Consider the following 23,621-nt stretch of genomic DNA (forward strand, 5'->3'; position numbering starts at 1 on the left):
GTAGCGGGCCAGGTCATGGCAAGCACCCATTCGCCGATGCATCGGCTCCTACACAAAGCGGTGTCCGGCGGTTACGCTCCGCGGCATGACACTCATCCTGTTCCTCCTTCTGGTTCTCGTCGCCCTCGTGCTGCTCTGGACCCGTCGACCACGGGCCGGCTCGGCGTGGCTCGTTATCGCCATCGCCTGGCTGTTCTTCGCCGGGTGCGGTCCGCTCACCGGCATGCTGCTGGGTAATCTGCAGTCCGGCTTCGCACCGGACGTCGCACACTGGGGCCAGCGCAACGTCATCATCCTGCTCGGTGCGGGCACCGTGCGCAGCGGCGCGGGAGCGATCGAACCCAGCTTGTACGCCAACGGGCGCATCCTGCGCGCCGCCGAACTCTATCGTTCGTGTAAGGCCACGGGCGGCGACTGCAAGGTGGAAGTGAGCGGTGGCGATGCCATGAAGCTCAAGCAGGCCGAGGCGGATGTGTACGCGATTTCGCTGGATCGGCTCGGTGTGCCGCGCGCGGACATGCTCCTCGAAGCGCAGAGCATGAACACCTTCCAGAATGCGCAGTTCACCAAGCCCTTGCTGATGAGCTACGGCGCCGACAAGGTGGTGCTGGTGTCGTCCGCGGTGCACCTGAAGCGGGCGGTCCTGTACTTCGCGCACTTCGCCATCCACGGCGAACCGGTGCGCGGCGATTACGTCACCGCGCGCTACGACTGGTTGCCGGGCTCGGACAATCTCTCGTATGCGGACTTCGCCATTCACGAATACGTGGGCATCGCCCGGTACCACTTCTATAACGCCATGGGCTGGAATGTACCGAAGATTCCTGAAGAAAGCGTGACCGCGCAGACACATACGTAACAATTGGCGCTTTATGCTGCCTCACCGTCCAACACGGACAGCGAACCCCAGGAGATGCCCGTGAAGTCTCGTTACATCCTTGCCGCACTGCTCGCTACCGCTACCGCTGCCGTCGCCCCGGCCGCCGTGTTCGCCCAGCAGGCCGCCCCAGCGGACCAGTCCGCACCGGCCGCCAACCCGGCCTCGCAGATTCCTGCCGCGGACAAGCAGGCCATCCAGAACTACAACCTCAACGACGACGTCTTCAACCGCATCGTCAAGGTGTCGCAGGAAGCGAAAAAGGACGGCATCAAGCCGAAGGACGCCAAGACCGATTTCTCGAAGATCCATTCGCTCGACGACCTCGCCGCGCAGATCACCGCCGCCGATCCGCGCATCGAGCCGCTGATCAAGAAATACGGTTTCACGCCGCGTGAGTTCCTGCTGGCCAACCTGGCCGTGACCAATGCGGCGATCGCCTCGGAAGCGAAGAACAATCCGCAGATGGCGGCCTACGTGGACCAGTCGAAGGTGAACCAGAAGAACGTGGCCTTCTACGAATCGCACAAGTCGCAGATCAACGCTCTGATGAACGAAGACGCGCCCGGCAACTAAGCGGGATCTTTGCAAAAGAAAAGGCGAGACTTTCCAGTCTCGCCTTTTCTTTTGCGCTAGGGAGCCAAAGCGGCCCCGAAGGGCCGCCACGGCGTTTTAGTGCGTACCGTGCAGCGCGTGCTTGAGATCGCGCATCTGGTCGTGGCCGCTCTTCACCGAGACGTAAGCCTCGTTGATCAGCGAGCGCGTGCCGGCGGTGACGTCGGTGTCCTTGAGGGCGTCTTCGTACTTCGCCTTGATGTGGTCTTCGCCACGCTCGACTTCGTCGACGATGGCCGTATCGTCCTTCGAGCTCATCTTGGCGCGCAGCTCGACGAACATGCGGTGCGCCTTGGCGAGAACGGTGCCGTCGTCTTCCGGCGTGCCGCCGAGCGAGCTGACCTGCTGCTGCAGGCGCTGGGCGACCTGGCGACGCTCGGCAGCACGGCTCTGGAACGATGCAGCATAGCGGGTGTTGTCAGCGTCCTTCGCCGCTTCGCCATAGCCTTCGGCGCTGTCGATCGTGGTCTCGATGAGGCCGTTGAGAACCTTGATGTCGTGGTCGGTGCTGGTCATGGTGGTGGCTCCTTGGGTGACTCGCGTTGAGTCGTTCGGGGACGCCAAGCTTCGCTGCGCAGGGGTACACGGATTCGTGAAATAAGCGTCGCGCACATCAACACACGCGGATACCGTTCATGCTCGCGCGGTGCATACTCGACGTTCACGACACACACGGAATACCGTTCATGGCATCGAATCGTCGTCGCGCCCTCGTCACGGGCGCTTCCGCCGGCATCGGCGAAGCGTTCGCCCGCGAACTGGCCCGCCGTGGCCACGACCTCGTTCTCACCGCGCGCCGCGCGGACCGTCTCGAGGCGCTCGCGACGGAGCTGCGCGATCGCCATGGCATCGAAGCCATCGTCGCGCCGCTCGATCTTTCACGCTCCGACGGTCCCGAAGCCCTTGTCGGCGCACTCGAAGCACAGGGACTGGCGATCGACGTGTTGATCAATAACGCTGGCTACGGTGTCACCGGGTACCTCGAAGAGCAGCCCTGGGCCACGCATGCCGCGTTCATCCAGGTGTTGATGACGGCGCCCACCGAGCTGGCTTATCGCCTGATTCCCGGCATGAAGGCGCGTGGCTACGGTCGCATCGTCAACGTCGCCTCGCTGGCCGGCCACGTGCCGGGCTCGGCCGGTCACACGCTCTACGCGGCGTCAAAGGCCTACCTGATCAAGTTCTCGCAATCGCTGGCGCTGGAGGGCAAGGCCAGCGGCGTACACACGACGGCCGTGTGCCCAGGTTTCACCTACTCCGAATTCCACGACGTCACCGGCTCGCGCGATCTCGTCTCGAAGATGCCCGGCTTCATGTGGATGGACGCGCCCACCGTGGCAAGGCAGGGCATGGATGCGGTGGAGGCCGGCAAGGCGGTGTATGTGAATGGCCGGGTGAACCAGGCGATCAAGGCCATGTTCAAGCTCCTGCCGGATGGCCTGGCGCTCAAGATGATCGAGCGCCAGGGCAAGCGCTACCGCTCCGGCCCCCATGCCGGCTGAGCCTGAGGGGCCTGGAGGCCCCACCCGTGACCTCTGGCATAGGCCCCGGGACGCGCCGGGGGCTAGCCTCGTCCGGTTTGCGGCGCTTTCCGCGCCGCCCTGCCGTCACGGGGACCATCGATGTCGATTTCACGCAATGCGGCGCTTTCCGGCGCTGTCCTCCTCGGCCTGATCGGGGCTAACGCCTCGGCCCAGACCGTCACCACCGACGATTACCGCCGCGCGGACTCGTTCCTGGTCACCAACACGGCGCCCCTGGTGGACCATTCGGTCGCAAAGGTCACCTGGATCGACGATTCCCATTTCTGGTATCGCGACCACGACAAGGACGGCGACCAGTTCATCACGGTCGACGCCTCGACCGGCCAGGCCACGCGCGCCTTCGATCGCGACAAGGTCGCCACGGCGCTGGCGACCGCGACGGGCAAGAAGGTCGATGCGGCCAAGCTGCCGGTGACCGCCTTTGTCGTCCGCCCGGACGGCAGCCTGGACCTCACCTCTCACGGCAAGCATTACCTCTGCGACAGCGCGGCGAGCAAGTGCGAGCTGGCCGCCGCGAAGAAAGACGCCAACGGCAAGGCTTACGGCGAAGAGCCGGGTCTCGCTTCGCCGGACGGCAAGTCCGAAGCCTTCGTCCGCGACTGGAACCTCTGGGTGCGCGACGTGGCCACGGGGGCGGAAACGCAGCTGACCACCAACGGCGTCCAGGACTATGGCTACGCCACCGACAACGCCGGCTGGAAGCACACCGACGAGGCCATCGGCGTCTGGTCGCCGGATTCGTCGAAGTTCGCCACGTTCCAGCAGGACCAGCGCAAGACCGGTGAAATGACCCTGGTCAGCACGAATGTCGGTCACCCCAAGGTCGAGACCTGGAAGTACCCGCTGCCGGGCGACAAGGACGTGACCATGATCGAGCGCGTCGTCATCGACGTGCCGACGAAGAAGACCGTGCGTTTCAAGATGCCGGCCGACCAGCATCGCTCGACGATCTGCGACGACGTGTCGTGCAGCCCGGGCCTGTGGGACGACGTGCGCTGGTCCGCCGATGGCAAGAGCATCGCCTTCGTCTCGACCTCGCGCGATCACAAGCAGGAATGGTTCCGCGTGGCGAACCCGGAAACGGGTGACGTGCGCGAAGTCTTCGGCGAGAAAGCGAAGACGTACTTCGAAAGCGGCAACGAGATGGTCAACTGGCAGTACGTGCCCGAGACCGACGAGGTGATCTGGTTCTCCGAGCGGAGCAACTGGGGCCATCTCTACATGTATAGCCTGAAGACCGGCAAGCTCGAGCACCAGATCACCAGCGGCGACTGGAACGTCACCCAGGTGCTGCATATCGATGCGAAGACCAAGACGATCTGGTTCCGCGGCGTCGGTCGCGAGAAGGGCGTCGATCCGTATTACCAGTCGTTCTACAAGGTCGGCTTCGACGGCAAGGGCCTGACCCTGCTTACCCCGGAGAAGATGGACCATACGGTCTCGATGTCGAAGGACGGCACGTATTTCTTCGACGCGTACTCGACCATCGATACGCCACCGGTTTCCGTCGTTCGTCGTGCCGATACCGGCGCGACGGTGAAGGAAATCGCGAAGGCCGACATCTCCCGTCTGAAGGCGACGGGCTGGATCCCGCCTACCGCGTTCACGGTGAAGGCGCGTGACGGCAAGACCGACCTCTACGGCCAGATGTTCAAGCCGACGACGTTCGATCCGTCGAAGAAGTACCCGCTCATCGTCTACATCTATCCGGGTCCGCAGGTCGGCTCGGTGCGTACGCGCAGCTTCATCCCGTCGCACGGTGACAACCAGGCGCTGGCCGAGCTGGGCTTCGTGGTGATCGCGGTCGATGGCATGGGCACGCCGCTTCGCTCCAAGGCGTTCCACGATGCCTACTTCCAGAACATCGGCGACAACACGCTGCCCGACCAGGTCGCGGCCGTGAAGGAGCTGACGAAGAAGTACAGCTGGCTCGACGCCGACAAGGTCGGTATCTGGGGTCACTCCGGCGGCGGCAACGCCACGGCGACGGCGATGTTCCGCTACGCGGACACGTTCAAGGTCGGTATCTCGGAGTCGGGCAACCACGACAACCGCAACTACGAAGACGACTGGGCCGAGAAGTGGCAGGGCCTGCTGGTCACGGACAAGGACGGCAAGTCCAACTACGACGACCAGGCCAACCAGAAGTGGGCCGACGGCCTCAAGGGCCACCTGATGATCGCCCACGGCACCTTCGACGATAACGTGCCGCCGTACGAGTCCCTGCTCGTCGTCGACGCGCTGATCAAGGCGAACAAGGACTTCGACCTGGTGCTGATCCCGAACGCCCACCACGGCTACGGCGCAGCGACCACGTACATGACGCGTCGCCGCTGGGATTACTTCGTACGCAACCTCGCCGGCGGCACCCCGCCGAAGGAATACCAGCTCACGCCGATGACGCCGCCGGGCGGTTGATCGATCCTGTCGGTTGTTGAAATACAAAGGCCCCGCTGCGAAGCGGGGCCTTTTTTTCGCCCGAGAACGGTAGGAGCCGATTCATCGGCGATGGGTGCTAGCGACTACGCAGCGTACGCAACGAACCGCATCGCCACAGCGTTCATGCAGTACCGCAATCCGGTCGGGTCAGGACCGTCATCGAAGACGTGACCCAGGTGCGCATCGCAGCGCGCGCAACGCACTTCCGTGCGTTCTTCGATCAGGCTGCGATCCACGACCTCCGCGACGTTCCGCTTTGAAATCGCCTGGTAGAAGCTCGGCCATCCTGTGCCCGATTCGAATTTCGTTGCCGAGTCGTACAGCGCGGTATCGCAGCAAATGCAGCGGTACAGTCCGCTGGCGTGGGTCTTGTAAACCTCGCCGCCGCTGTACGGCGCCTCGGTGCCCGCCTCGCGCGTGACGTAATAGGACTGCGTGCTGAGCTTCTCTTTCCACTGTTCCTCGGTCATGACCACGCGAGGCAGGGAGCGGGTATCAATCAGCTTCTTATTGGCGCCGAACTCATCCAGGGTGACGTTGCCGGTCTTGACCGGCTTCGGGGCGTCGGCGGCCATGGCGGGCCGTATGCCGCGGAGGATGAAGGGCAGGGAGATCGACGCGACCGCGGTCGCGGCGAAGACACCCAGGAAGCGGCGGCGGTCGGGATCGGTGCTGCGCATGGAGCCTCCGTAAGCAGGGAAGGGCGCGAGATCGCGCCCTTCCATCAGAGACCGGGGTTTCGGGGGAAGCCTTACAGCGGCCTCAGTCGTTCATCGATCAATCGTCGACCCAGTGGCACTCGCGGTGCGTCTCATAGGTGGCGTTGTTGTTCTGGTGGGCTTTCTGGACCTGGTTGCCGACCACGCCGCCGGCGACCGCGCCGCCTACGGTGGCGACCGTCTTGCCCTTGCCATGGCCGACCTGGTTGCCGAGCAGACCGCCAGCGACCGCGCCAATGGCCGTGCCGGCCACCCGATGGTCGTCGCTAGAGTTGATCTGCTTGGTCTCGACATCGCGGCACACTTGGTGCTGACTGCGGTGCGACTGGGCCTGAGCCGTCGGGGCCGTCACGGCAGCGCCGGTGGCAAGTACGAACGCCGCAGCGGCGAGCAGATGGGTCTTCATGGCAGGTCCTCCTTTTCGGTGGCCTTCAGGGATACCGCCGCCGCCGTGACGGGTGGGTCAACAGGCGGCCTGTCCGGGTATTTGGTCGACATCGCGTATGGCCGCGGTTTAATTGGCGTCCCTCGGGCCTCGGCAACGGCCTCGGTCAACTCGGCGCCGAGCAGCAGGATGAGCGCCGAGTAGTAGACCCAGACCAGCAACACCACGACGCCCCCGGCCGGGCCATACGGGCCGCCGACATTGCTGCGTTCCAGGTAGATGCCGATGGCGAACTTGCCGATAGCGAAGAGCAGGGCAGTGAGGCTGGCGCCGATCATGGCGTCGCGCCACTCGATCACGGCGTCCGGCAGCACCTTGTAGATGGCGCCGAAGATCAGCACGAACACCCCGAACGAGATCACCATCTCGAGGATGTTCCAGCCGGTGGTGCCGCCCCGGACGAAGACGGCGATCATGGCGCTGGCCGAGAACGAGATGACGAGCAGGAAGGCCAGCGAGAGCAGCAGGCCGAGCGCATGGAGGCGGGCGCGCAGCCAGCCCAGGATCGCGTGGGTGGCCTTGCCCGGGCGTGGCTGCAGGCTCCAGACACGATTCAGGGCGCCCTGGAGCTGGGCGAAGACGGCCGAGGCACCGATCAGGGTCACGCCCAGGCCGATCACCCCCGCCATGCTGCCGACGCTGGGCTTTTGCTTCGCGTTCTCGATGACCAGGCGCACGGCTTCTGAGGCCCGCTCGCCGACCAGGCCGTTGAGGCTATCTATCAGCTGCGCCTGCCATTCAGGGCGGAGCGAGGCCACCACCCAGAGCAGCAGGACCAGCAGCGGTGCGAACGACAAGGCCGAGTAGAAGGCCAGGGCAGCGGCACGGGTCATCAGCTCGTCGTCGCTGAAGCCCTGGGCGGTGGTGCGGACGACGGTGATGCCCAGTTTGAGCCTTGAATGCACGAGTCGATCTCCCTGGTTCTCTGGCAACGGCAGGATCGCCGGCCGCGCGCGAAGCTGGCGTGGAGCAACGCTTTCCAAGGTAGGAGCCGATTCATCGGCGATTGTGGGAGCCGCTTCAGCGGCGATCCCGCGGCAGCGGGCCAAGGTTCGGCAAGCACCCTATCGCCGATAAATCGGCTCCCACAGATGAATCGGCTCCTACAAGGGGCGGGAGCCCAGTGTGTGCATGCGGTCGATGGCAGCCGGGATGCCCTCAGCGCCCTTCACCTCGATCACCCGCTCGTTCACGGCGAAATCGGTGTCCGTCTCGTACGACCAGGTGCTGTGGTAGGGCATGTACACGCCCCAACCGCCGAGTTCCACCACGGGTGCGATGTCGGAGCGCAGCGAATTGCCGACCATGGCGAAACGGTCGGGCGTGACGTCGAACTCGCGGAACAACCGGGCGTACGCGGCGGGATCCTTCTCCGAGACGATCTCGATGCGGTGGAACACGTCGGCGAGGCCGCAGCGGGCGACCTTGTATTCCTGATGGAAGAGGTCGCCCTTGGTGATCAGCACCACGCGATGCTCGCGTGCGACAGCCTCGACGGCTTCGCGGATGCCCGGCAGCAACTCCACCGGATGGGCGAGGACGTCCTTACCCAGGCGCACGATGCGGTGGATGTCCTGGGCCTCGACACGGCCCTCGGTCAGTTCGATGGCCGATTCGATCATCGACAGCGTCATGCCCTTGGCGCCGTAGCCGAAGAGCTTGATGTTGGCGCGTTCGGTGTTGAGCAGGGCGTCGCGCAGGCCATCACGCTCCAGATCGATGTAGCGTCCGAGGATGGCCTCGAAAACGTCCTGCGCCCGGTCGTAGAACTCCTGGCTGTGCCAGAGCGTGTCGTCACCGTCGAAGCCGACCAGGTCGATCATGGGTACAAGATCCGTGTTCAAGCGGTGGGGTAGGATAGCGCGAGCACCCATCGCCGATGAATCGGCTCCTACTCAGAGCTCTAACTGACATGCCCGGCTACGAATTCACCGACATCGCCTGCCCCTACTGCGGCGAGACCATCGAGGTTGCCGTCGATACCTCGGGTGGCAGCCAGACGTATATCGAGGATTGCCAGGTGTGCTGCCGGCCGATCGTGATGCGGCTGATCGTCGACGAAGGGGACGATTCATTCGACCTGACGGCGTCCGCGGAGAATGATGGTTGAACGAGGCTCCCTGTAGGAGCCGATTCATCGGCGAATGAGGACACTGCCCGGATTCATCCGGGCAACCAAAAAAAAGGCCTGGGTTTCCCCAGGCCTTCGATCAAAAAAAGTCGATACTTTCTTATTAGAACGCGACGCTCGTCTTCAGACCAAGGACGAACGCGTTGTTGCGCTGGCTGCTGCCACCCGGATCCTGGATGTACTGGAGGTTCGGGCGGATCGCGATCGAGGGAATCGGCGACCAGCTGTAGAACACTTCAGAGACACGCTCGTAACCACGGTTGACGATGACGTCCGAACCCGTGAGTTCGTTGATCAGGCGCTGGTTCTTCGCGGCGTAACCACTGGCGTACGAACCACCGAAGGCGGCGCCGATGAAGTCGTTCGGGCGACCGAAGATGCCCTTGTACTCCATGCCGAGCGCGAACTGGTTGTTCGTGGCCGAGGTAGCGTGGTCGGCGGACGTGATGTTCAGGAACACCGTCGCACCTTCGCCGCCTGCCGTACCCGTGACCTGCTGCGAGAACGTGATCCACGCACCCTTGCGGCCGTCGTGCTGCAGGGCCGTGTTGCCGGTGAGGGCGATCGGCTGGTGGTTCACGTCGAGGTAGAGATCGTTACCCTTCGAGGTGTTGTACCAGACGCCTGCGCGGTACGAACCCGGCAGACCGTTGACGGTCGGCTTCCAGCCGAACTCCAGCGGGATCAGCGCGCCGGTGGTGCCGCTCGGGAAGCCAGGCACGAGACCGTTGTGCGAAGCGTACGAATCGTCGGCGTACTTCGGGTTCACCTGGTAGCCAGCGATCTGCACCCAGGTGTTCTCCGTGGTCGCGTACTTCACGACAGCGGCCCACTGGCTGGTCGGCCAGTTGATCCAGTAGTCGCCCACGATGTTACCCGGCTGGGCACCGCAGAACGTCAGGTTCTGGAAGTCGCACGAGAACTGGTTGACGTCTTCGCCTACCGGCAGACGACCCAGCTTCAAGGTGAGGCGATCGTCCAGGAACTTCTGCTCGAGGGCGAAGATCGTCAGATGCCAGGTCTGGCCGCGGCCGTAGACTTCCTGGATGAGCTGGTTGTTGCCGATGTTCGCGTCGGCACCGAGGTTGCGGCCGTTACGATCGGTCACGACGACGGTGAACTTCGCACCCTGCCAACCCCAGAGCTTCTGGAGATCGAAAGAGGCGCCGAGCTTCCACTGGTCGGTGTAGCGGGTGATCTCGCGGTCACCACCGGAGTAGTTGTGCGCGAGTTCCGAGCCGTAGCCCAGATCGAAGGTGACGCCTTCATCGGCGAGACGCGAGCGATTGCCGCCCCAGTCGCCGAAGAGGTATTTGCTGGTCGACATGTCGCTGAAGTCGGACTTCATCGTGTCGTCAGCGTGAGCGGCGGTAGCGCCGAGACCGAGGCAAGCGAGCATCAGACCGGCGAGGGGGCGCTTAGAAAATTTATTGAGCATTTACCCTTCTCCCTGAAAAAAATTTAAGCTTTTTCGTTTATGGCTTTTGATTATTTAAGTTGCAACGCACAATACTCCCCGTGCGATCAACCGCCGCATTCTAGTGTTTTTGTCTTACTAATGCGTAGGCATTGCGAATTCTGCGCCAGCGCTTTCATCGTGGTTCAGCCAACGCTGTGTAACGGCTTTCTGTTTTGTGTAGAAACGCACGGATTCAGGGCCGTGGGCGTGGTGATCGCCCATGAGGCTCTTTTTCCATCCACCGAAGCTATGGAAGGCCATCGGCACGGGGATGGGAACATTCACGCCAATCATTCCCACCTGAACGCGATGCGCAAATTCTCGCGCTATCTGTCCATCCCGCGTGAAGATCGCGGTGCCATTACCATATTCATGTTCGTCGACAAGCTTCAATGCGCTGGCGAAATCGGGTACGCGCACCACGCAGAGAACGGGTCCGAAGATCTCTTCCTTATAAATACGCATGGCCGGGGTGACGCGATCGAACAGCGTGCCGCCGATGAAGAAGCCCTGTTCGCAACCGGCGACCTGGTAGCCGCGACCATCGACGACGAGCTCGGCGCCGGAGGCCACGCCATCGTCGATGTAGCCGGTGATACGGTCCTTGTGGACACCGGTGACCACCGGTCCCATCTCGACGCTATCGTCCAGGCCGTTGCCGATGCGCAGTGCCTTCACGCGTGGGGCGAGTTTCGCGACCAGTGCGTCTGCCGTGGCTTCACCGACGGCCACGGCGACCGAGATGGCCATGCAGCGTTCGCCGGCGGCACCGTAGCCGGCCCCGATCAGCGCGTCGGCGGTCTTGTCCAGATCCGCGTCCGGCATGATCACCATATGGTTCTTCGCGCCGCCAAGTGCCTGCACACGCTTGCCCTGTGACGTACCGCGCGCGTAGATGTATTCGGCGATCGGCGTGGAGCCGACGAAGCTCACGGCGCGCACGAGTTCGTGATCGAGAAGCGCATCGACCGCGGTCTTGTCACCGTTGACCACGTTGAACACACCGTCGGGAAGGCCGGCTTCCTTCAGCAGCTTGGCCAATTCGAGCGCGAGCGAGGGATCGCGTTCGGAGGGCTTCAGCACGAAGGTGTTGCCGCAGGCGATCGCCATGGGGAACATCCACATGGGCACCATGGCGGGGAAGTTGAACGGCGTGATGCCGACGCAGACGCCGATGGCCTGGCGCATCGTCCACGCATCGATACCGTTGGCGATCTGCTCGGTGTACTCGCCCTTGAGCAGTTCCGGAATGCCGCAGGCGTATTCGACCACTTCGAGGCCACGCACCACTTCGCCCTTCGCATCGGAAAGCACCTTGCCGTGCTCGGCAACGATGATGCGCGAGAGGCGATCCATGTCGCGCTCGATCAGCTCCTTCAGCTTGAACATCACGCGTGCGCGCTTCAGCGGCGGCAGCTGCGACCAGGCGGGAAAGGCGGCATGCGCCGCGCGTACGGCGTGATCGACGTCGGCGACGGAGGCGAGATCGACTTCCGAGGCGACGACGCCGCGAGCCGGATCGTAAACCGGCGACGAGCCCGACGGCGTGCCGGTGTACGGCTTGCCGGCGATGAAATGACCGATGCGGGGGAGGGTGTTGCTGGAGGGCTGGGCGGACATGACGTGGTTACTCCGATCGCGGCGCGTCAGCGCGCGATCATCCATTCGTGGGCGGGATCGTTGCGGAAATGCCATTCGCGGCGGGGACCGGCCATGACATTGAGGTAATAGCCGCGGTAGCCGTGAGGCATCACCACGGGGTGGTAGCCGCGAGGGACCATCACGACATCGTGGTCACCGACGGCCATCGACTCGTCGATGTCGCGATCGTCGGTGTACACGCGCTGGAACGCGAAGCCCTGCGGCGGGTCGATGCGGTGGTAGTAGGTCTCTTCGAGTACGCTTTCTTCCGGCAGCGCATCGGTGTCGTGCTTGTGCGGCGGATAGCTGGATGAGTGTCCGGCAGGCGTGAGTACTTCGACGACGAGCAGCGATTCCGCCTGTTCGGTCTCCGGCAGCACGTCGCATACATAGCGTGTGTTGGCGCCAGTGCCACGCACCGAGCGCTTCATCGAGCCGGGTTCGATCAGGCGGACATCCAGGCGACCGCTGGCCGGTGCCGAGGCGATGGCGAGCTCCGCGTCGGTCTGCGCGGTGACCTTATAGACGGACGACGGCGGTGCGTAGATGGCGTGGGTGGAGCGATCTTCGAACACGCTTTCGCGGCCACCCAGGCCCTTCCAGTCGTGTCCGGCAACGAGGACATCCACGCTACCGGTGAGTATCACCAGGCAGCCTTCGCGATCGGCGGGGAGCGTGATCGTGGTGGTCTCGCCCTTGGCGAGACGGCGCGCTTCGAAGCCCACGTGTTTCCAGTGAGCGGACTCGGGGGTGACCCGTACGATGGCCTCGCCCTGGGCGGCGGCCTTGACCAGCAGACTCATGCGACCTCCCGCACCGGCACGCCATCGAGCAGCGAGCGCAGCGTGTTGTAACCCTTTTCGGCAAATTCGTAGCTGGGCGCGACCGACGGGTCCTGCTCGGCCTCGACCACCAGCCAGCCCTTGTACCCGTGGGTCTTGAGACGGTCGATGATGCCGGCGAAGTCGATGCAACCGTCGCCCGGTACGGTGAAGGCGCCGTTGAGCACGGACTCGAGGAAGGTCCAGTGACGGTTGCGTGCCATGCGCACCACGCCCGGGCGCACGTCCTTGCAGTGGACGTGGCAGATGCGGTCGATGTGCTTATTCAACACGGTGAGCGGGTCGCCGCCGCCGAAATACGTGTGGCCGCTGTCGAAGAGGAGGCCGACGTCGTCGCCGGTGTTGGCCATGAGTTGGTCGACATCGTCGGGCGATTCCACGTAGGCGCCCATGTGATGGTGATACGCAAGGCGCACGCCGCGGGAGAGCGTGAACTTCGCGAACTCGGTGAGGTTGTCGCCGTAGCGCTTCCACGCCTCCGCGCTGCGAAAGCGTGGGCGCTTGTACAGCGGATGCGGTTCGCCCTGGATCGCGTCGGCGACTTCGCCGTAAACCATGACCTTGCAGCCGTTCTCGGCAAGCAGGCGCAGGTGCGTCTCGACGGCGACGATCTCCTCTTTCGCCGAACGGCCGGCGACGCGACCGCTGTACCAGCCGGACACCACGTCGAGGTCGTAACCGGCCATCAGGTCACGGAGCGCGGCGGGATCCTTCGGAAACTTGTTGCCGAGCTCGAAGCCCTCGTAGCCGATCGCCTTGCCTTCGCTGAGCGCGGTGGAAAGCGGTGTTTCGCCACCGAGCGACGGGAGGTCGTCGTTGCTCCAGGAGATCGGGTTGATGCCGATGCGGATGGGATCGTTCTTCATGCTGGCGTGTTCCTGGCCTTGCGGCCCACGGTGGCGGATTCATAGCCCGCGCGCGCGTCGCGCACGGCTTCCCGCGTGGAAACTTCCGGCACCGCCACTTCCCACCATACGCCGCCTTCTTCGGTCGTGCGTGTGTGGTCGGTATCGATGCTGATGAGATAGGTACGGTCGGCGTCGCGTGCGCGTTCCATGGCCGCTTCGAGGCCCGCGATATCGGCCACGTGCTCCGCGATCGCGCCCAGCGAACGGGCGTGCGCGGCGAAGTCGATCATCGGCATGCCGTGGCTGCCTTGGACGCAGTCGTCGAACATATTGTTGAACGGCGCACTGCCCGTGGCCTGCTGCAGGCGGTTGATGCAGCCGTAGCCGCGGTTGTCGAGCAGCACGATGATGAGCTTGGCGTCGAGCATCACCGAGGTGGCGATTTCCGAGTTCATCATCAGGTAGCTCCCGTCGCCGACCATGACGATGACTTCGCGCTCCGGCGAGGCCATCTTGGCGCCGAGGCCGCCGGCGATCTCGTAACCCATGCACGAGTAGCCATACTCCATGTGGTAGCCGCCCGGCGTTTCCGTGCGCCAGAGCTTCTCCAACTCGGCGGGCAGGGTGCCGGCGGCGCAGAGCACGATGTCGTTGATGGTCGATTGCGACGACGAACGCTGCACCGCGCCGATGACTTCACCGTCGTAGGGCAAGCGGCCCGGCGGTGCACTGCGCTGTTCGGTGATGCGTGAGACCACATGCACCCATTCACTGGCGGCATCGCGTGCCCGCGTGGTCCAGCCATCGGGTGCGGCCCAGTCCTCGAGACCGAAGCTGAGGTCGTCGAGCACCTGCCGTGCGTCGCCGATCACTTCCAGGCCTTCACCCTTGAGGGCGTCGAACGCATTCACGTTCACCGAGAGGATCGGCACGTGCGAGAACAAGGCATTCGAGCCCGTGGTGAAGTCCTGCAACCGCGTACCCACGGCGATGATCAGGTCGGCATCGCGAAGCAGGGCGTTGGCTGACGAGGAACCGGAGACGCCCGCTGGACCCAGGTGCAGCGGATGGTTCCAGGGCAGGGCGCCCTTGCCAGCCTGGGTCTCGCACACCGGCACGCCGTGCTTGTCGGCGAAATCGAGCAGCGCATGCGAGGCCTTGGCGTAGAGCACGCCACCGCCGGCGATGATCACCGGGCGTTCCGACGCTTCGATGGCGTCGAGCGCGTACATCAGTTCGTCGTCGGTCGGCTGCGGCGCGCGGAAAACGATCTCACGCGGCTCGAAGAAGGCGATCGGGAAATCCCAGGCTTCGGCCTGCACGTCCTGCGGGAGGGCCAGCGTGACCGGCCCGCAAAGCGCGGGATCGGTCAACGCACGAATCGCCCGGGGCAGGGCGACCAGCAGCTGCTCGGGACGCACGATGCGGTCGAAGTAACGCGAGACCGGACGCAGCGTGTCGTTGACCGACACCGTGCCGTCCGAGAAGTCCTCGAGCTGCTGGAGCACGGGGTCCGGCGCGCGTGACACGAAGATGTCGCCCGGCAACAACAGCACTGGCAGGCGGTTCACATGAGCGAGCGCGGCGGCGGTCACCAGGTTGGTCGCACCGGGGCCGATCGAGGTCGTCACGGCCATCATGCGGCGTCGCATGTTCGTCTTCGCATAGGCGATCGCGGCATGCGCCATCGCCTGCTCGTTATGCGCGCGGTAGGTCGGCAGTACGTGGCGCGATTCGTACAGCGCTTCGCCGATGCCGGCCACGTTACCGTGGCCGAAAATGGCGAAGACGCCGCCGAACAACGGTGCGGACTCGTCGGAATCCGCGTCGCGGCCGCGCAGGGCGGCAAGGTAACGGATCAACGCCTGGGCGGCGGTAAGACGGATGGTTGCGCTCATGCGGCCGCGCCTTCCTTCATCCGCTGGTCCGGCGTGCGCCGTCCATCGCGCCATAGCGCGATCATCCGTTCGAAGGCGGCGCGCGCCTGCGCGACCAGGGTGGCGTCGTCGATCTTGCCAGCCAGCCAGGCGGACGCCGGCTCGATGAAGAGTGTCCGGCCGACGGCGAAGCCGCGCACCGTCGAGCTCTCCAGGGCGTCGGTAAAGCCGGTCGCGAGCGTCTCCACCGGCGCATTGAGGCCGAGCAGGAGCACCCCGCGGCAGTAAGGATCCCGCTCATGGATCAGCGCGTCGATCGCCGCCCAGGCGTCGCGGCGCGGCGGGCAGAGCTTCCACCAGTCCGGACGGATGCCGAGGTTGTAGATGYGCTTCATCGAACGCAGGACCTGGTCGTCGCGATGCGCGGCGTCCTTGCAGCCCGGCGGGATGACCTCGAGCAGCAATTCATGGCCGCTGACCTTGGCGGCGTCATAGAGCGCGAGCAGCTGGGTCTCCTGCTCCACGCGATGCATGGGGTCGGCATCCGGGTCGAAGGCGACCAGGCACYTGATGACGTGCTCCTTCGGCCAGCTGACCAGCTGGGTACCGATGGAGCGGCCGCGTTCGAACTCCAGCGGGTTGGAGCCCGGGACTTCCACCGGCCGGCCGATCCACCAGCCACGGCCGCTGGCCGCATTGAGTGCGTCCTGGCCATAACGATCGTCGGCGAGCAGGCCGATGTGGCCATGCAACTGGCCGGCACGCTCGGTGGCGGCGACCGCCTCGACGAGCAACTCCTTCAGGTGCGGAATCCTCGCTTCGTCGCCGCCGACCTCACGGCTGAGTTCGAAGAACGGCGTGCGGTGATCGAAGGCGAAGACATACAGGTCGTCCCACGGCTTGCGTGGCACCGAGGTGCGGTGCAGGTGGGAAAGCTCCTTGTCGAGGTCCGGACGCGGAATACCGCCCTCACGGGCGAGGAAGGCATCCAGCTCGGCACGACTCGGCATGGCCGGCGCGCAACCGTGGCGCGAGACGACGATGGCGCCGCAGGCGTTGGCGAAGGCGCAGGCGCGTTCGATGGTCTCGCCGCTCAGCCAACCGGTGAGGAAGCCGGAAAGGAAGGCGTCGCCAGCGCCGAGCACGTTGAGCACTTCCACGCGACTGCCGCGATACGTGGGCGCTTCGTCGATCGTGGCGGGAATGACACCTTCGATGACGCTGCAGCCGATGGCGCCGCGCTTGACCACCAGGGTCGCCGCGGTGATCCCGCGCACGGCGCGCAGGGCGGCCATGAGGTCTTCGCTGCCACCGGCGATGTGGAACTCTTCTTCGGTACCGACGATAAGGTCGAAACCCGGAAGGATCGCCTGCAGATGGCGGGTGACGTGATCGGCGGCGACGAAGCGCTGCTCGCCTTCGCCACGACCGGTCAAGCCCCAGAGCACCGGGCGGTAATCGATATCGAGCACGGTGCGTACGTCGTGCTTGCGTGCCAGCTCGATCGCCCGCGAGCTCGCGGCGTGAACGCCGGGCTCGGAGAAGTGCGTGCCGGTGATGGCGAGTGCGCGACACGTGCCGATGAAGGCTTCGTCGATGTCGTCCGCGGTCAGTGCCATATCGGCGCAGTTTTCGCGATAGAACAGCAGCGGGAAGGTTTCGCGATCCTTGATACCGAGGATCGCCAGTGCAGTGAGGCGCTCGTGATCGATCCGGATCTGGCTGATGTCGCTGCCTTCAGCGGCCAGCGTCTCGGTGAGGAAGCGACCCATGTGGTCGTCGCCGACGCGAGCGAGCATGGCCGAGTGCATGCCCAGGCGGGCCGTGCCGAAGGCGACGTTGGCCGAGGAGCCGCCAAGGTACTTGGCGAAGCTGGTCACGTCTTCGAGACGGGCGCCGATCTGCTGGGCGTAGAGGTCCACGGCGAGCCGGCCGAGGCAGGCGACGTCGATGGGGCGGGAGGAGGAACGGGGCAGGGGGCTTCGCATAAGGGTTCCGTGATCAGGCCGCGTTGCGGCCTTCCAGTTCGTCGACCAGGCTCTGGATCTCCGTGCCGCCGGCCATCATGTCGAGCACGGCTTCCTTGGTGATGTCCTTCTTGGAGAAGGTGCCCATGGACTGGCCGCGGTTGAGCAGCGTGAAGCTGTCGGCGATCGGGTAGGCGTGGTGCACGTTATGGGTGATGAAGATCACCGAGATGCCGCGCTCGCGCGCCTGGTGAATGAGCTTGAGCACGTTGCACGACTGCTTGACGCCGAGGGCGGCGGTGGGCTCGTCGAGGATCAGCACCTTGGCGCCGAAGTGGATCGCGCGCGCGATGGCGAGGCACTGGCGCTCGCCGCCGGACATCGTGCCCACCGGCTGGCTGGCATCGCGCACACGGATGCCCATCTCGCTCAGCTTGTCGCGGGCGGTCTCGTTGGCATAGTTCATGTCGATGACGGGAATGACACCGAATAACTTCTTGCGCGGTTCGCGACCGGCGAAGAAGTTGCGTGCCACGCTCATCAACGGCACCAGCGCGAGGTCCTGATAGACCGTGGCGATGCCGCGGTCGAGGGCTTCGCGCGGCGAGTTGAAGTGCACGGCCTCGCCGTCGACGCGGTAGGAGCCCGAGCTCGGCTGGTGTACGCCGGCCAGGGTCTTGATCAGCGTGGACTTGCCCGCGCCGTTATCGCCGAGCAGGCAATGCACTTCGCCGCGCTTGAGGCGCAGGGTGACGCCCTGCAGCGCAATGACGGTACCGAAGAACTTGCTGACGTCGTCGAGTTCGAGGATGTAATCGTCGGCCATGGTGGCGCTCCTACTTCGTCGCCGCAGCGCGGCTGCGGATGTAATGGTTGAACAGCACCGCCAGCAGCAACATGCCGCCGAGGAAGACGCGGTACCAGTCGGAGTCGATATTGGTGTACGAGATGCCGATCTGTACGACGCCGAAGATCAGCGCGCCGAAGCAGGCACCGATGACCGAACCGAAGCCGCCGGTGAGCAGGGTGCCGCCGATGACCACGGCGATGATTGCCTCGAATTCCTTCTGCAGGCCGCGGTCGGCGGCGGCGGAACCCACATCGGCGACCTGGAGCACGCCGAACAGGCAGGCACAGAACGCGGTGAGGACGAACAGCGAGATCTTCACGCGACGCACCGGTACACCGACATTCTTCGCGGCGTTGGAATCGCCGCCGACGGTATAGATCCAGTTGCCGAAGCGGGTGCGTGCAAGCACGAAGCCGGCGGCGAGGGCCATGACGATCCACCAGACCAGCACCTTGGGCAGGCCACCGACCACCGGCTCGCCGCTGGGCAGCTTGGTGATCAGGTCCATGCTGGCCAGGCCGTTGAACAGCCAGTGGAAGGTCGTGCCCTGGAACAGGGCGGAGATCACCGGATCGTCGGTGAACTTGTCGCCGATGCCGCTGACGATGGTGCTGTTGGCGAAGCTGGTGGAAAGCACCAGCGTGAGGCCACGCAGGATGAACATGAAAGCCAGCGTCACGATGAACGAGGGCAGTTTGGTGCGAACCACCAGATACCCGTTGAGCGCGCCCAGCGCCATGGAACCGACGAAGGCGAAGATCACCGCGGCCCACAGGGGCCAACCGAGGTACATGGGTGGGATGGCGACCATGACGCCGGCGAAACCGATCATCGAACCCATCGACAGATCGAATTCGCCGGCAATCATGAGGAGGCAGGCACCCACGGCGATGATGCCGAGGTAGCCGGCCACCTGGGCCCAGTTGATGATGCCATCGAGCGCGAACATGCCCGAGCCGCCGGCGAAAACGCCGAAGAAGGCGAAGACGAGCACCGTGCCCGCGATGGACCCGAGCTCGGGCCGGTCGAGCAGGATGCGCCACGGTGACAGCTTGCGTACGCGTTCGTCCGTGGGTTTCGTATCAGTCATGTTGGTAACGCTCTGGTTGATGGCACTCATGGCTCTTGGTCCTTACCTGTCGCTCAGCGGTACGTGCCGGCGTATTTTTCGACCGTCGCCACGTTGTCCTTGGTGACGAACGCGGGACCGGAGCTGACGCCCGTGGCGGTATAGACCGGGTGCAGGTCGTATTGCGTCAGGCGGGCCTGGAACTTCGGGTTGGCCTTCAGCGCGGCGATGATCTTTGCCGGGTCGTTGGTCTTCTGGTCATGCGCGATCACCAGCGCGGCGATGCCCATGTAGCCCTGCAGGTAGGGCTGCTGGTCGATCGCGTACTGGATGGTTCCGGACTTGATGCCGGCGATGATCGCGGGCGAGAGGTCGAAGGTGCCGAAGTTGATCTTGCCGGCCAGGTGCATGTCGTTGACCACCTTGATGGTCGGCTCGGCGGCATTCGGGCCGAGGGCCAGGATGGCCTGGGTCTTCGGGTTGCTGCGCAGATAGGCGCTGACCTTGCTGGCGACCACGGTCGGGTCCATGCCGGTGTCGATCATGGAGGTCTTGCGCCAGTCCTTCACACCAATAGCGTCGGCAAAGCCCTGGCAGCGTTCGAACGAGGCGTTGTTGGTCGCGTAGTGGTTGACGCAGACGAAGCTGGTGACGCCCGCGGCCTTGGCCCGGTCACCGGCGGCCTTGCCGGCGTCGTACTCACCCTGGCCCACGTGCAGGATCGCGCCGAGCTTCTTGCTCTCGTCCGGCGTCCCCGAGTTGATCGTGACGATGGGGATGCCCTTGGCCGAGACCTTGGCGGCGGGGGCCTTGAGTACCGCGAAGCTGGCGATATCGAAGGCGACGCCCTGGTAGTTCCGGGCGGCGGCCGATTCCAGCTGGCGGGCCATTTCGCTCAGGTCGCCGTTACCGGAACCGCGATAGTCGACATCGACGCCGAAATCTTCGCCGGCCTGCTTGATCGAGTTCTTGATGGTGTTCCACCAGGAATCCGAATCCGCGGCGTGGGTAACCAGGACATAACGGTCGCCGGGGGCCGCCTGGGAGGCGGGGGCGGCGAGGCCGAGGCCGAGGGCAAGGGCTGCAGCCAGGGTGGCTTGAATCAGTTTGGATCGCATAGTGCCTCCACAGGAGACCGGGTCTACCGGCCGGACGGGTGTCGAACGCGACGCGGCCGTACGGGCCGCTTTTTTGCCGAAAGCGGACCGAGCATGGACCCGCCGTTCCAGCGTTGCAATTTGCATTGCAGCAAAAAAATAAATGGAAAATTCATTCCATCGCGTGCTTCAATGCGGCCGGTCCCCACTGGAGCGCCCGATGGCCAAACGAAGCGAAGCCGATGCCCTCATGCAGCGCATCGCCGAGGAGTTCGAGGCCCTCCCACGCCAGCTACAGGGGGTGRCCCGGTACCTTGAGGAACATCGCAGTTCGATCATGGTCCAGCGCGTCGGTGAGATTGCCGAAGGCTGCGGCGTGCATGCGTCGGCGGTGGTCCGCTTCGCCCAGCGCTTCGGCTATTCCGGCTTCACCGAGATGCAGTCGGTGTTCCGCGACGCGTTCACCGCGCAGGCGTCGCCTTCGCGTAGCTACCAGCAGCGCATCCGCAGCGTGATCAAGAACCGCGCGTCGGCGATGCCGGCCGTGGAGATCGCCTCGCGCTTCATCGACGCCAGCCGGGCCGGCCTGGACGAGCTTGCCGAGCAACTCGACGAAACGCGTTTCCAGAAGGCCGTGGACATGCTTGCCACCGCCGAGAACATCTACGTGATGGGCGTGCGGCGCTCGTTCGCCATCGCCACGTATATCGCCTATGCACTGCAGCACACGCAGAAGCGCGTGCACCTGGTCAGTGGCCTGGGTGGCATGTTCCGCGAGCAGTTGCGCAGCATGGGCAAGGGCGATGCACTCATCGCCATCAGTTTTCCGCCGTTTGGCAAGGAAACGCTTTACGCGATGCGCGTGGCGCAACAGCACAAGGCTAGTGTGCTGGCTATCACCGAGAGCGATCTCGGCCCGCTCGCCCGCCATTCGGATGTTTTGCTCAAGGTGAAGGAAGGGAGCGCCTTCGCGTTCCGTGGCCTTACCAGCACCATGTGCCTGTGCCAGGCGTTGTTCGTCGCGCTGGCCTACCGGCTCGAACTCACAGTTGAAGAAACACTTCCCCGAGGAGAATACGATGATTGAAGTTGCCGTTTTCGGTGCCGGTCGCATCGGCAAGATTCACGCGGGCAACGTCGCCCGCCACCCGGAGGCGCGCCTGCGCTATGTGGTGGACGTGCACGCGCCCTCGGCGCAGGAACTTGCCGACAAGCATGGCGCGAAGGTCGCCACGGTCGATGAGGCCCTGAACGATCCGGCCGTCGGTGCCGTCGTCATCGGCTCCAGCACGGACACGCATGCCGACCTGATCCATCGCGCCGCCGCTGCAGGCAAGGCGATTTTCTGCGAGAAGCCGGTCGACCTCGACGTGGAGCGCGCGCGCTCGTGCCAGGCCGCCGTGGAAAAAGCCGGCGTGGTCTGCATGATCGCGTTCCAGCGTCGTTTCGATCCGACCTTCTCGGCGTTGAAGAAGCGCCTGGTCGAGGGCGAGATCGGTACGCCGGAACTGCTCATCGTCACCAGTCGTGATCCGGGTGCGCCGCCGGTGAGCTACATCAAGAGCTCGGGCGGCATCTTCAAGGACATGCTGATCCACGACTTCGACATCTTCCGCTGGATCCTCGACGACGAAGCCGTCAGCGTGCACGCCACCGGCAGCTGCCTGACCGATCCGGCGATCGAAGCGGCGGGCGATATCGACACCACGGCTGTCACCATTCGCACGAAAAGTGGCCGGCTCTGCCAGATCAATACGTCGCGCCGTGCCGCTTACGGTTACGACCAGCGCTTCGAGGTGCTCGGCAGCAAGGGCATGCTTCAGGCCGGCAACGTGTCGCCGACCCAGGTGGTGTCGCACACGTCGAAGAACATCGCCCACGATCTCCCGGAGCACTTCTTCCTCGAGCGCTACCGCGAGGCTTATGCCGCGGAAATCGCCCACTTCTTCGATGCCCTGGCGGCGGGTACGCCCGTACGCACGACCATCGCCGATGGCATCAAGGCGCTGGAGCTGGCCGAAGCCGCGGCACGTTCCTGGCGTGAAGGCCAGGCCGTGGCCGTGAACATCTGACCCGGAGCGCCTTCCATGACTTCCCTTCGTATCGGCCTCGCCGGCCTCGGCCGGCTCGGCCAGCGCTACGCCGAGAACCWCGCCCGCGCCATCCCGCGTGCGGAGCTGGCGGCGGTTTGCAGTCCCGTCGAGAGCGAGCGCGCCTGGGCGCGGGACACGCTCGGCGTGTCGACCATCTACACCGACTACGCGGAGATGCTCGCCGACCCCTCGCTCGACGCCATCTTCCTGGTCACGCCGACCTCGTTGCATGCGTCGCAGATCGAGCAGGCGCTCGATGCGGGCAAGCACGTGTTCTGCGAGAAGCCGCTCTCGCTGGAGCTGGAGGATTGCCGTCGTGCCGCCGCGCATGCGGCGAAAGCCGGCAAGCGCGCGATGGTCGGTTTCGTCCGGCGTTTCGACGAAAGCTATCGGCATGCGTTCCAGCACATCGAGGCGGGCGGCATCGGCCGTCCGTTCCTGGTCTATTCGCAGACGACCGACCTCGCCGACCCCAGCGGTGCCTTCCTGAAGTTCGCGCCGACCAGCGGCGGGATTTTCCTCGATTGCAGCGTGCACGACGTGGACCTGGCGCGCTGGCTGCTCGGCCGTCCGAAAGCGAAGAAGGTCTATTCGACGGGTACGGTAGCGATGTATCCACCACTGGAAGCCATGGGCGATGTGGATAACGGGATCGCGATCGTCGAGTTCGAAGGTGGGCGCATGGCGATGTTCTATGCCTCGCGCACGCAGGCCCATGGGCACGACACGCACACCGATGTCACGGGTACGGCGGGGCGTGTGAGCGTCGGCCGCAATCCGCGTGCGGATCGCGTGGAAATCGCCGATGCCCATGGCGTGCGGAACACGGTGGTGCCGTCGTTCTACGAGCGATTTGCGCCGGCCTTCGTGACCCAGGCGAAGCACTTCGTGGATGCCGTGCTCGATGACACTCCGTTCGACCTGACGATGGATGACGCGGTCGAGGCGACGCGGATCGCCGTGGCGTTGCGGGAGTCGTTGCAGAGCGGGCAGCCGGTTCTGTTGGACTGAGGCCTATGAGCGGCTGAGGTCCTATGAGCGGCTGAGGTCCAAGAGCATCGCCGATGAATCGGCTCCTACCAGGCTGACGCAACCTGCTCCGGTAGGA

General features: G+C 64.6%; 22 protein-coding genes. 8 read left to right on the forward strand and 14 right to left on the reverse strand.

Features of this window, described 5'->3' with window-relative positions; genetic code table 11:
* Nucleotides 1–85 precede the first annotated feature (85 nt).
* Complete coding sequence (locus tag AC1DYM_RS13620; protein WP_477339151.1) at nt 86–859, forward strand: YdcF family protein; 774 nt, start codon at nt 86–88, stop codon at nt 857–859.
* A gap of 60 nt (nt 860–919) precedes the next feature.
* Nucleotides 920–1,453, forward strand: a complete 534-nt coding sequence (locus AC1DYM_RS13625) for a hypothetical protein (protein WP_477339153.1) — start codon at nt 920–922, stop codon at nt 1,451–1,453.
* 96 nt (nt 1,454–1,549) lie between these two features.
* Here the strand turns inward: AC1DYM_RS13625 and AC1DYM_RS13630 are convergent, their stop codons facing one another.
* A complete protein-coding gene (locus tag AC1DYM_RS13630) occupies nt 1,550–2,008 on the reverse strand; it encodes a PA2169 family four-helix-bundle protein (protein WP_046980384.1) in 459 nt (152 codons plus the stop codon).
* Nucleotides 2,009–2,178: 170 nt separating this feature from the next.
* On the opposite strand from AC1DYM_RS13630, the gene AC1DYM_RS13635 reads away from it, so the two are divergent.
* Together AC1DYM_RS13635 and AC1DYM_RS13640 are read left to right on the forward strand one after the other, a co-directional pair.
* Nucleotides 2,179–2,994 (forward strand): SDR family NAD(P)-dependent oxidoreductase, encoded by an 816-nt coding sequence (locus AC1DYM_RS13635; protein ID WP_477339155.1) that lies wholly within the window; start codon nt 2,179–2,181, stop codon nt 2,992–2,994.
* A 120-nt stretch (nt 2,995–3,114) separates the two neighbouring features.
* A complete protein-coding gene (locus AC1DYM_RS13640) occupies nt 3,115–5,454 on the forward strand; it encodes a S9 family peptidase (protein ID WP_477339157.1) in 2,340 nt (779 codons plus the stop codon).
* Between the two features lie 104 nt (nt 5,455–5,558).
* Here AC1DYM_RS13640 and msrB read toward each other — a convergent pair whose 3' ends face one another.
* From msrB to AC1DYM_RS13660, 4 genes are all read right to left on the reverse strand, one after another.
* On the reverse strand, nt 5,559–6,155 hold the full coding sequence (gene msrB, locus AC1DYM_RS13645) for a peptide-methionine (R)-S-oxide reductase MsrB (RefSeq protein ID WP_477339159.1): 597 nt from the start codon (nt 6,153–6,155) through the stop codon (nt 5,559–5,561).
* A 97-nt stretch (nt 6,156–6,252) separates the two neighbouring features.
* Complete coding sequence (locus AC1DYM_RS13650) at nt 6,253–6,600, reverse strand: glycine zipper 2TM domain-containing protein (protein WP_046969718.1); 348 nt, start codon at nt 6,598–6,600, stop codon at nt 6,253–6,255.
* The gene (locus tag AC1DYM_RS13655; RefSeq protein WP_477339161.1) at nt 6,597–7,544 is read right to left on the reverse strand and encodes a YihY/virulence factor BrkB family protein; all 948 of its coding nucleotides are present in this window, start codon (nt 7,542–7,544) and stop codon (nt 6,597–6,599) included. Before AC1DYM_RS13655 ends, AC1DYM_RS13650 begins: the two co-directional genes overlap by 4 nt.
* 198 nt (nt 7,545–7,742) lie before the next feature.
* Entirely contained in the window at nt 7,743–8,462 is a 720-nt protein-coding gene (locus AC1DYM_RS13660; protein WP_477339163.1) for an HAD family hydrolase, read from the reverse strand.
* An 89-nt stretch (nt 8,463–8,551) separates the two neighbouring features.
* Here AC1DYM_RS13660 and AC1DYM_RS13665 point away from each other — a divergent pair, with 89 nt between their 5' ends.
* On the forward strand, nt 8,552–8,749 hold the full coding sequence (locus tag AC1DYM_RS13665) for a CPXCG motif-containing cysteine-rich protein (RefSeq protein WP_046980651.1): 198 nt from the start codon (nt 8,552–8,554) through the stop codon (nt 8,747–8,749).
* 124 nt (nt 8,750–8,873) lie between these two features.
* On the opposite strand, the gene AC1DYM_RS13670 is transcribed toward AC1DYM_RS13665, so the two are convergent.
* The 9 genes from AC1DYM_RS13670 to AC1DYM_RS13710 form a co-directional block, all read right to left on the reverse strand.
* A complete protein-coding gene (locus tag AC1DYM_RS13670; protein WP_046980652.1) occupies nt 8,874–10,208 on the reverse strand; it encodes a carbohydrate porin in 1,335 nt (444 codons plus the stop codon).
* Nucleotides 10,209–10,325: 117 nt separating this feature from the next.
* On the reverse strand, nt 10,326–11,849 hold the full coding sequence (locus AC1DYM_RS13675; protein ID WP_477339166.1) for a CoA-acylating methylmalonate-semialdehyde dehydrogenase: 1,524 nt from the start codon (nt 11,847–11,849) through the stop codon (nt 10,326–10,328).
* Between the two features lie 26 nt (nt 11,850–11,875).
* A complete protein-coding gene (gene iolB, locus AC1DYM_RS13680) occupies nt 11,876–12,673 on the reverse strand; it encodes a 5-deoxy-glucuronate isomerase (protein ID WP_477339168.1) in 798 nt (265 codons plus the stop codon).
* Nucleotides 12,670–13,578, reverse strand: coding sequence for a myo-inosose-2 dehydratase (gene iolE / locus AC1DYM_RS13685; RefSeq protein ID WP_477339170.1), 909 nt, complete (start codon nt 13,576–13,578; stop codon nt 12,670–12,672). The genes iolB and iolE overlap by 4 nt, the downstream gene beginning before the upstream one ends.
* Nucleotides 13,575–15,458, reverse strand: a complete 1,884-nt coding sequence (gene iolD, locus AC1DYM_RS13690) for a 3D-(3,5/4)-trihydroxycyclohexane-1,2-dione acylhydrolase (decyclizing) (RefSeq protein WP_477339172.1) — start codon at nt 15,456–15,458, stop codon at nt 13,575–13,577. Before iolD ends, iolE begins: the two co-directional genes overlap by 4 nt.
* On the reverse strand, nt 15,455–17,425 hold the full coding sequence (locus AC1DYM_RS13695) for a bifunctional 5-dehydro-2-deoxygluconokinase/5-dehydro-2-deoxyphosphogluconate aldolase (protein ID WP_477339173.1): 1,971 nt from the start codon (nt 17,423–17,425) through the stop codon (nt 15,455–15,457). Before AC1DYM_RS13695 ends, iolD begins: the two co-directional genes overlap by 4 nt.
* 13 nt (nt 17,426–17,438) lie before the next feature.
* Nucleotides 17,439–18,230, reverse strand: a complete 792-nt coding sequence (locus AC1DYM_RS13700; protein ID WP_046968643.1) for an ATP-binding cassette domain-containing protein — start codon at nt 18,228–18,230, stop codon at nt 17,439–17,441.
* Nucleotides 18,231–18,240: 10 nt separating this feature from the next.
* Nucleotides 18,241–19,374 (reverse strand): ABC transporter permease, encoded by a 1,134-nt coding sequence (locus AC1DYM_RS13705; RefSeq protein WP_477339176.1) that lies wholly within the window; start codon nt 19,372–19,374, stop codon nt 18,241–18,243.
* 23 nt (nt 19,375–19,397) lie between these two features.
* Nucleotides 19,398–20,441 carry a sugar ABC transporter substrate-binding protein gene (locus AC1DYM_RS13710; RefSeq protein ID WP_046968645.1) on the reverse strand — a complete coding sequence of 348 codons (1,044 nt, stop codon included), beginning with the start codon at nt 20,439–20,441 and terminating at the stop codon, nt 19,398–19,400.
* Nucleotides 20,442–20,640: 199 nt separating this feature from the next.
* Here AC1DYM_RS13710 and AC1DYM_RS13715 point away from each other — a divergent pair, with 199 nt between their 5' ends.
* The 3 genes from AC1DYM_RS13715 to AC1DYM_RS13725 are packed head-to-tail and all read left to right on the forward strand — an operon-like array spanning nt 20,641 to nt 23,524.
* Complete coding sequence (locus AC1DYM_RS13715) at nt 20,641–21,507, forward strand: MurR/RpiR family transcriptional regulator (protein WP_477339178.1); 867 nt, start codon at nt 20,641–20,643, stop codon at nt 21,505–21,507.
* Nucleotides 21,500–22,492, forward strand: a complete 993-nt coding sequence (iolG, locus tag AC1DYM_RS13720) for an inositol 2-dehydrogenase (protein WP_477339180.1) — start codon at nt 21,500–21,502, stop codon at nt 22,490–22,492. Before AC1DYM_RS13715 ends, iolG begins: the two co-directional genes overlap by 8 nt.
* Nucleotides 22,493–22,507: 15 nt before the next feature.
* Nucleotides 22,508–23,524: a Gfo/Idh/MocA family oxidoreductase gene (locus tag AC1DYM_RS13725; protein WP_477339182.1), complete on the forward strand. Its 1,017-nt coding sequence runs from the start codon at nt 22,508–22,510 to the stop codon at nt 23,522–23,524.
* The last annotated feature ends 97 nt before the right edge of the window (nt 23,525–23,621 follow it).

It is taken from the genome of Luteibacter sp. P1_D3 (assembly GCF_056406135.1).

Excerpts from the sequence above, each read along its gene's own strand:
- AC1DYM_RS13620 (WP_477339151.1), top strand. The coding sequence starts at position 86 with ATGACACTCATCCTGTTCCTCCTTCTGGTTCTCGTCGCCCTCGTGCTG.
- AC1DYM_RS13630 (WP_046980384.1), bottom strand. The coding sequence starts at position 2,008 with ATGACCAGCACCGACCACGACATCAAGGTTCTCAACGGCCTCATCGAG.
- AC1DYM_RS13635 (WP_477339155.1), top strand. The coding sequence starts at position 2,179 with ATGGCATCGAATCGTCGTCGCGCCCTCGTCACGGGCGCTTCCGCCGGC.
- AC1DYM_RS13640 (WP_477339157.1), top strand. The coding sequence starts at position 3,115 with ATGTCGATTTCACGCAATGCGGCGCTTTCCGGCGCTGTCCTCCTCGGC.
- msrB (WP_477339159.1), bottom strand. The coding sequence starts at position 6,155 with ATGCGCAGCACCGATCCCGACCGCCGCCGCTTCCTGGGTGTCTTCGCC.
- AC1DYM_RS13650 (WP_046969718.1), bottom strand. The coding sequence starts at position 6,600 with ATGAAGACCCATCTGCTCGCCGCTGCGGCGTTCGTACTTGCCACCGGC.
- AC1DYM_RS13660 (WP_477339163.1), bottom strand. The coding sequence starts at position 8,462 with ATGATCGACCTGGTCGGCTTCGACGGTGACGACACGCTCTGGCACAGC.
- AC1DYM_RS13665 (WP_046980651.1), top strand. The coding sequence starts at position 8,552 with ATGCCCGGCTACGAATTCACCGACATCGCCTGCCCCTACTGCGGCGAG.
- AC1DYM_RS13670 (WP_046980652.1), bottom strand. The coding sequence starts at position 10,208 with ATGCTCAATAAATTTTCTAAGCGCCCCCTCGCCGGTCTGATGCTCGCT.
- AC1DYM_RS13675 (WP_477339166.1), bottom strand. The coding sequence starts at position 11,849 with ATGTCCGCCCAGCCCTCCAGCAACACCCTCCCCCGCATCGGTCATTTC.
- iolB (WP_477339168.1), bottom strand. The coding sequence starts at position 12,673 with ATGAGTCTGCTGGTCAAGGCCGCCGCCCAGGGCGAGGCCATCGTACGG.
- iolE (WP_477339170.1), bottom strand. The coding sequence starts at position 13,578 with ATGAAGAACGATCCCATCCGCATCGGCATCAACCCGATCTCCTGGAGC.
- iolD (WP_477339172.1), bottom strand. The coding sequence starts at position 15,458 with ATGAGCGCAACCATCCGTCTTACCGCCGCCCAGGCGTTGATCCGTTAC.
- AC1DYM_RS13700 (WP_046968643.1), bottom strand. The coding sequence starts at position 18,230 with ATGGCCGACGATTACATCCTCGAACTCGACGACGTCAGCAAGTTCTTC.
- AC1DYM_RS13705 (WP_477339176.1), bottom strand. The coding sequence starts at position 19,374 with ATGAGTGCCATCAACCAGAGCGTTACCAACATGACTGATACGAAACCC.
- AC1DYM_RS13710 (WP_046968645.1), bottom strand. The coding sequence starts at position 20,441 with ATGCGATCCAAACTGATTCAAGCCACCCTGGCTGCAGCCCTTGCCCTC.
- iolG (WP_477339180.1), top strand. The coding sequence starts at position 21,500 with ATGATTGAAGTTGCCGTTTTCGGTGCCGGTCGCATCGGCAAGATTCAC.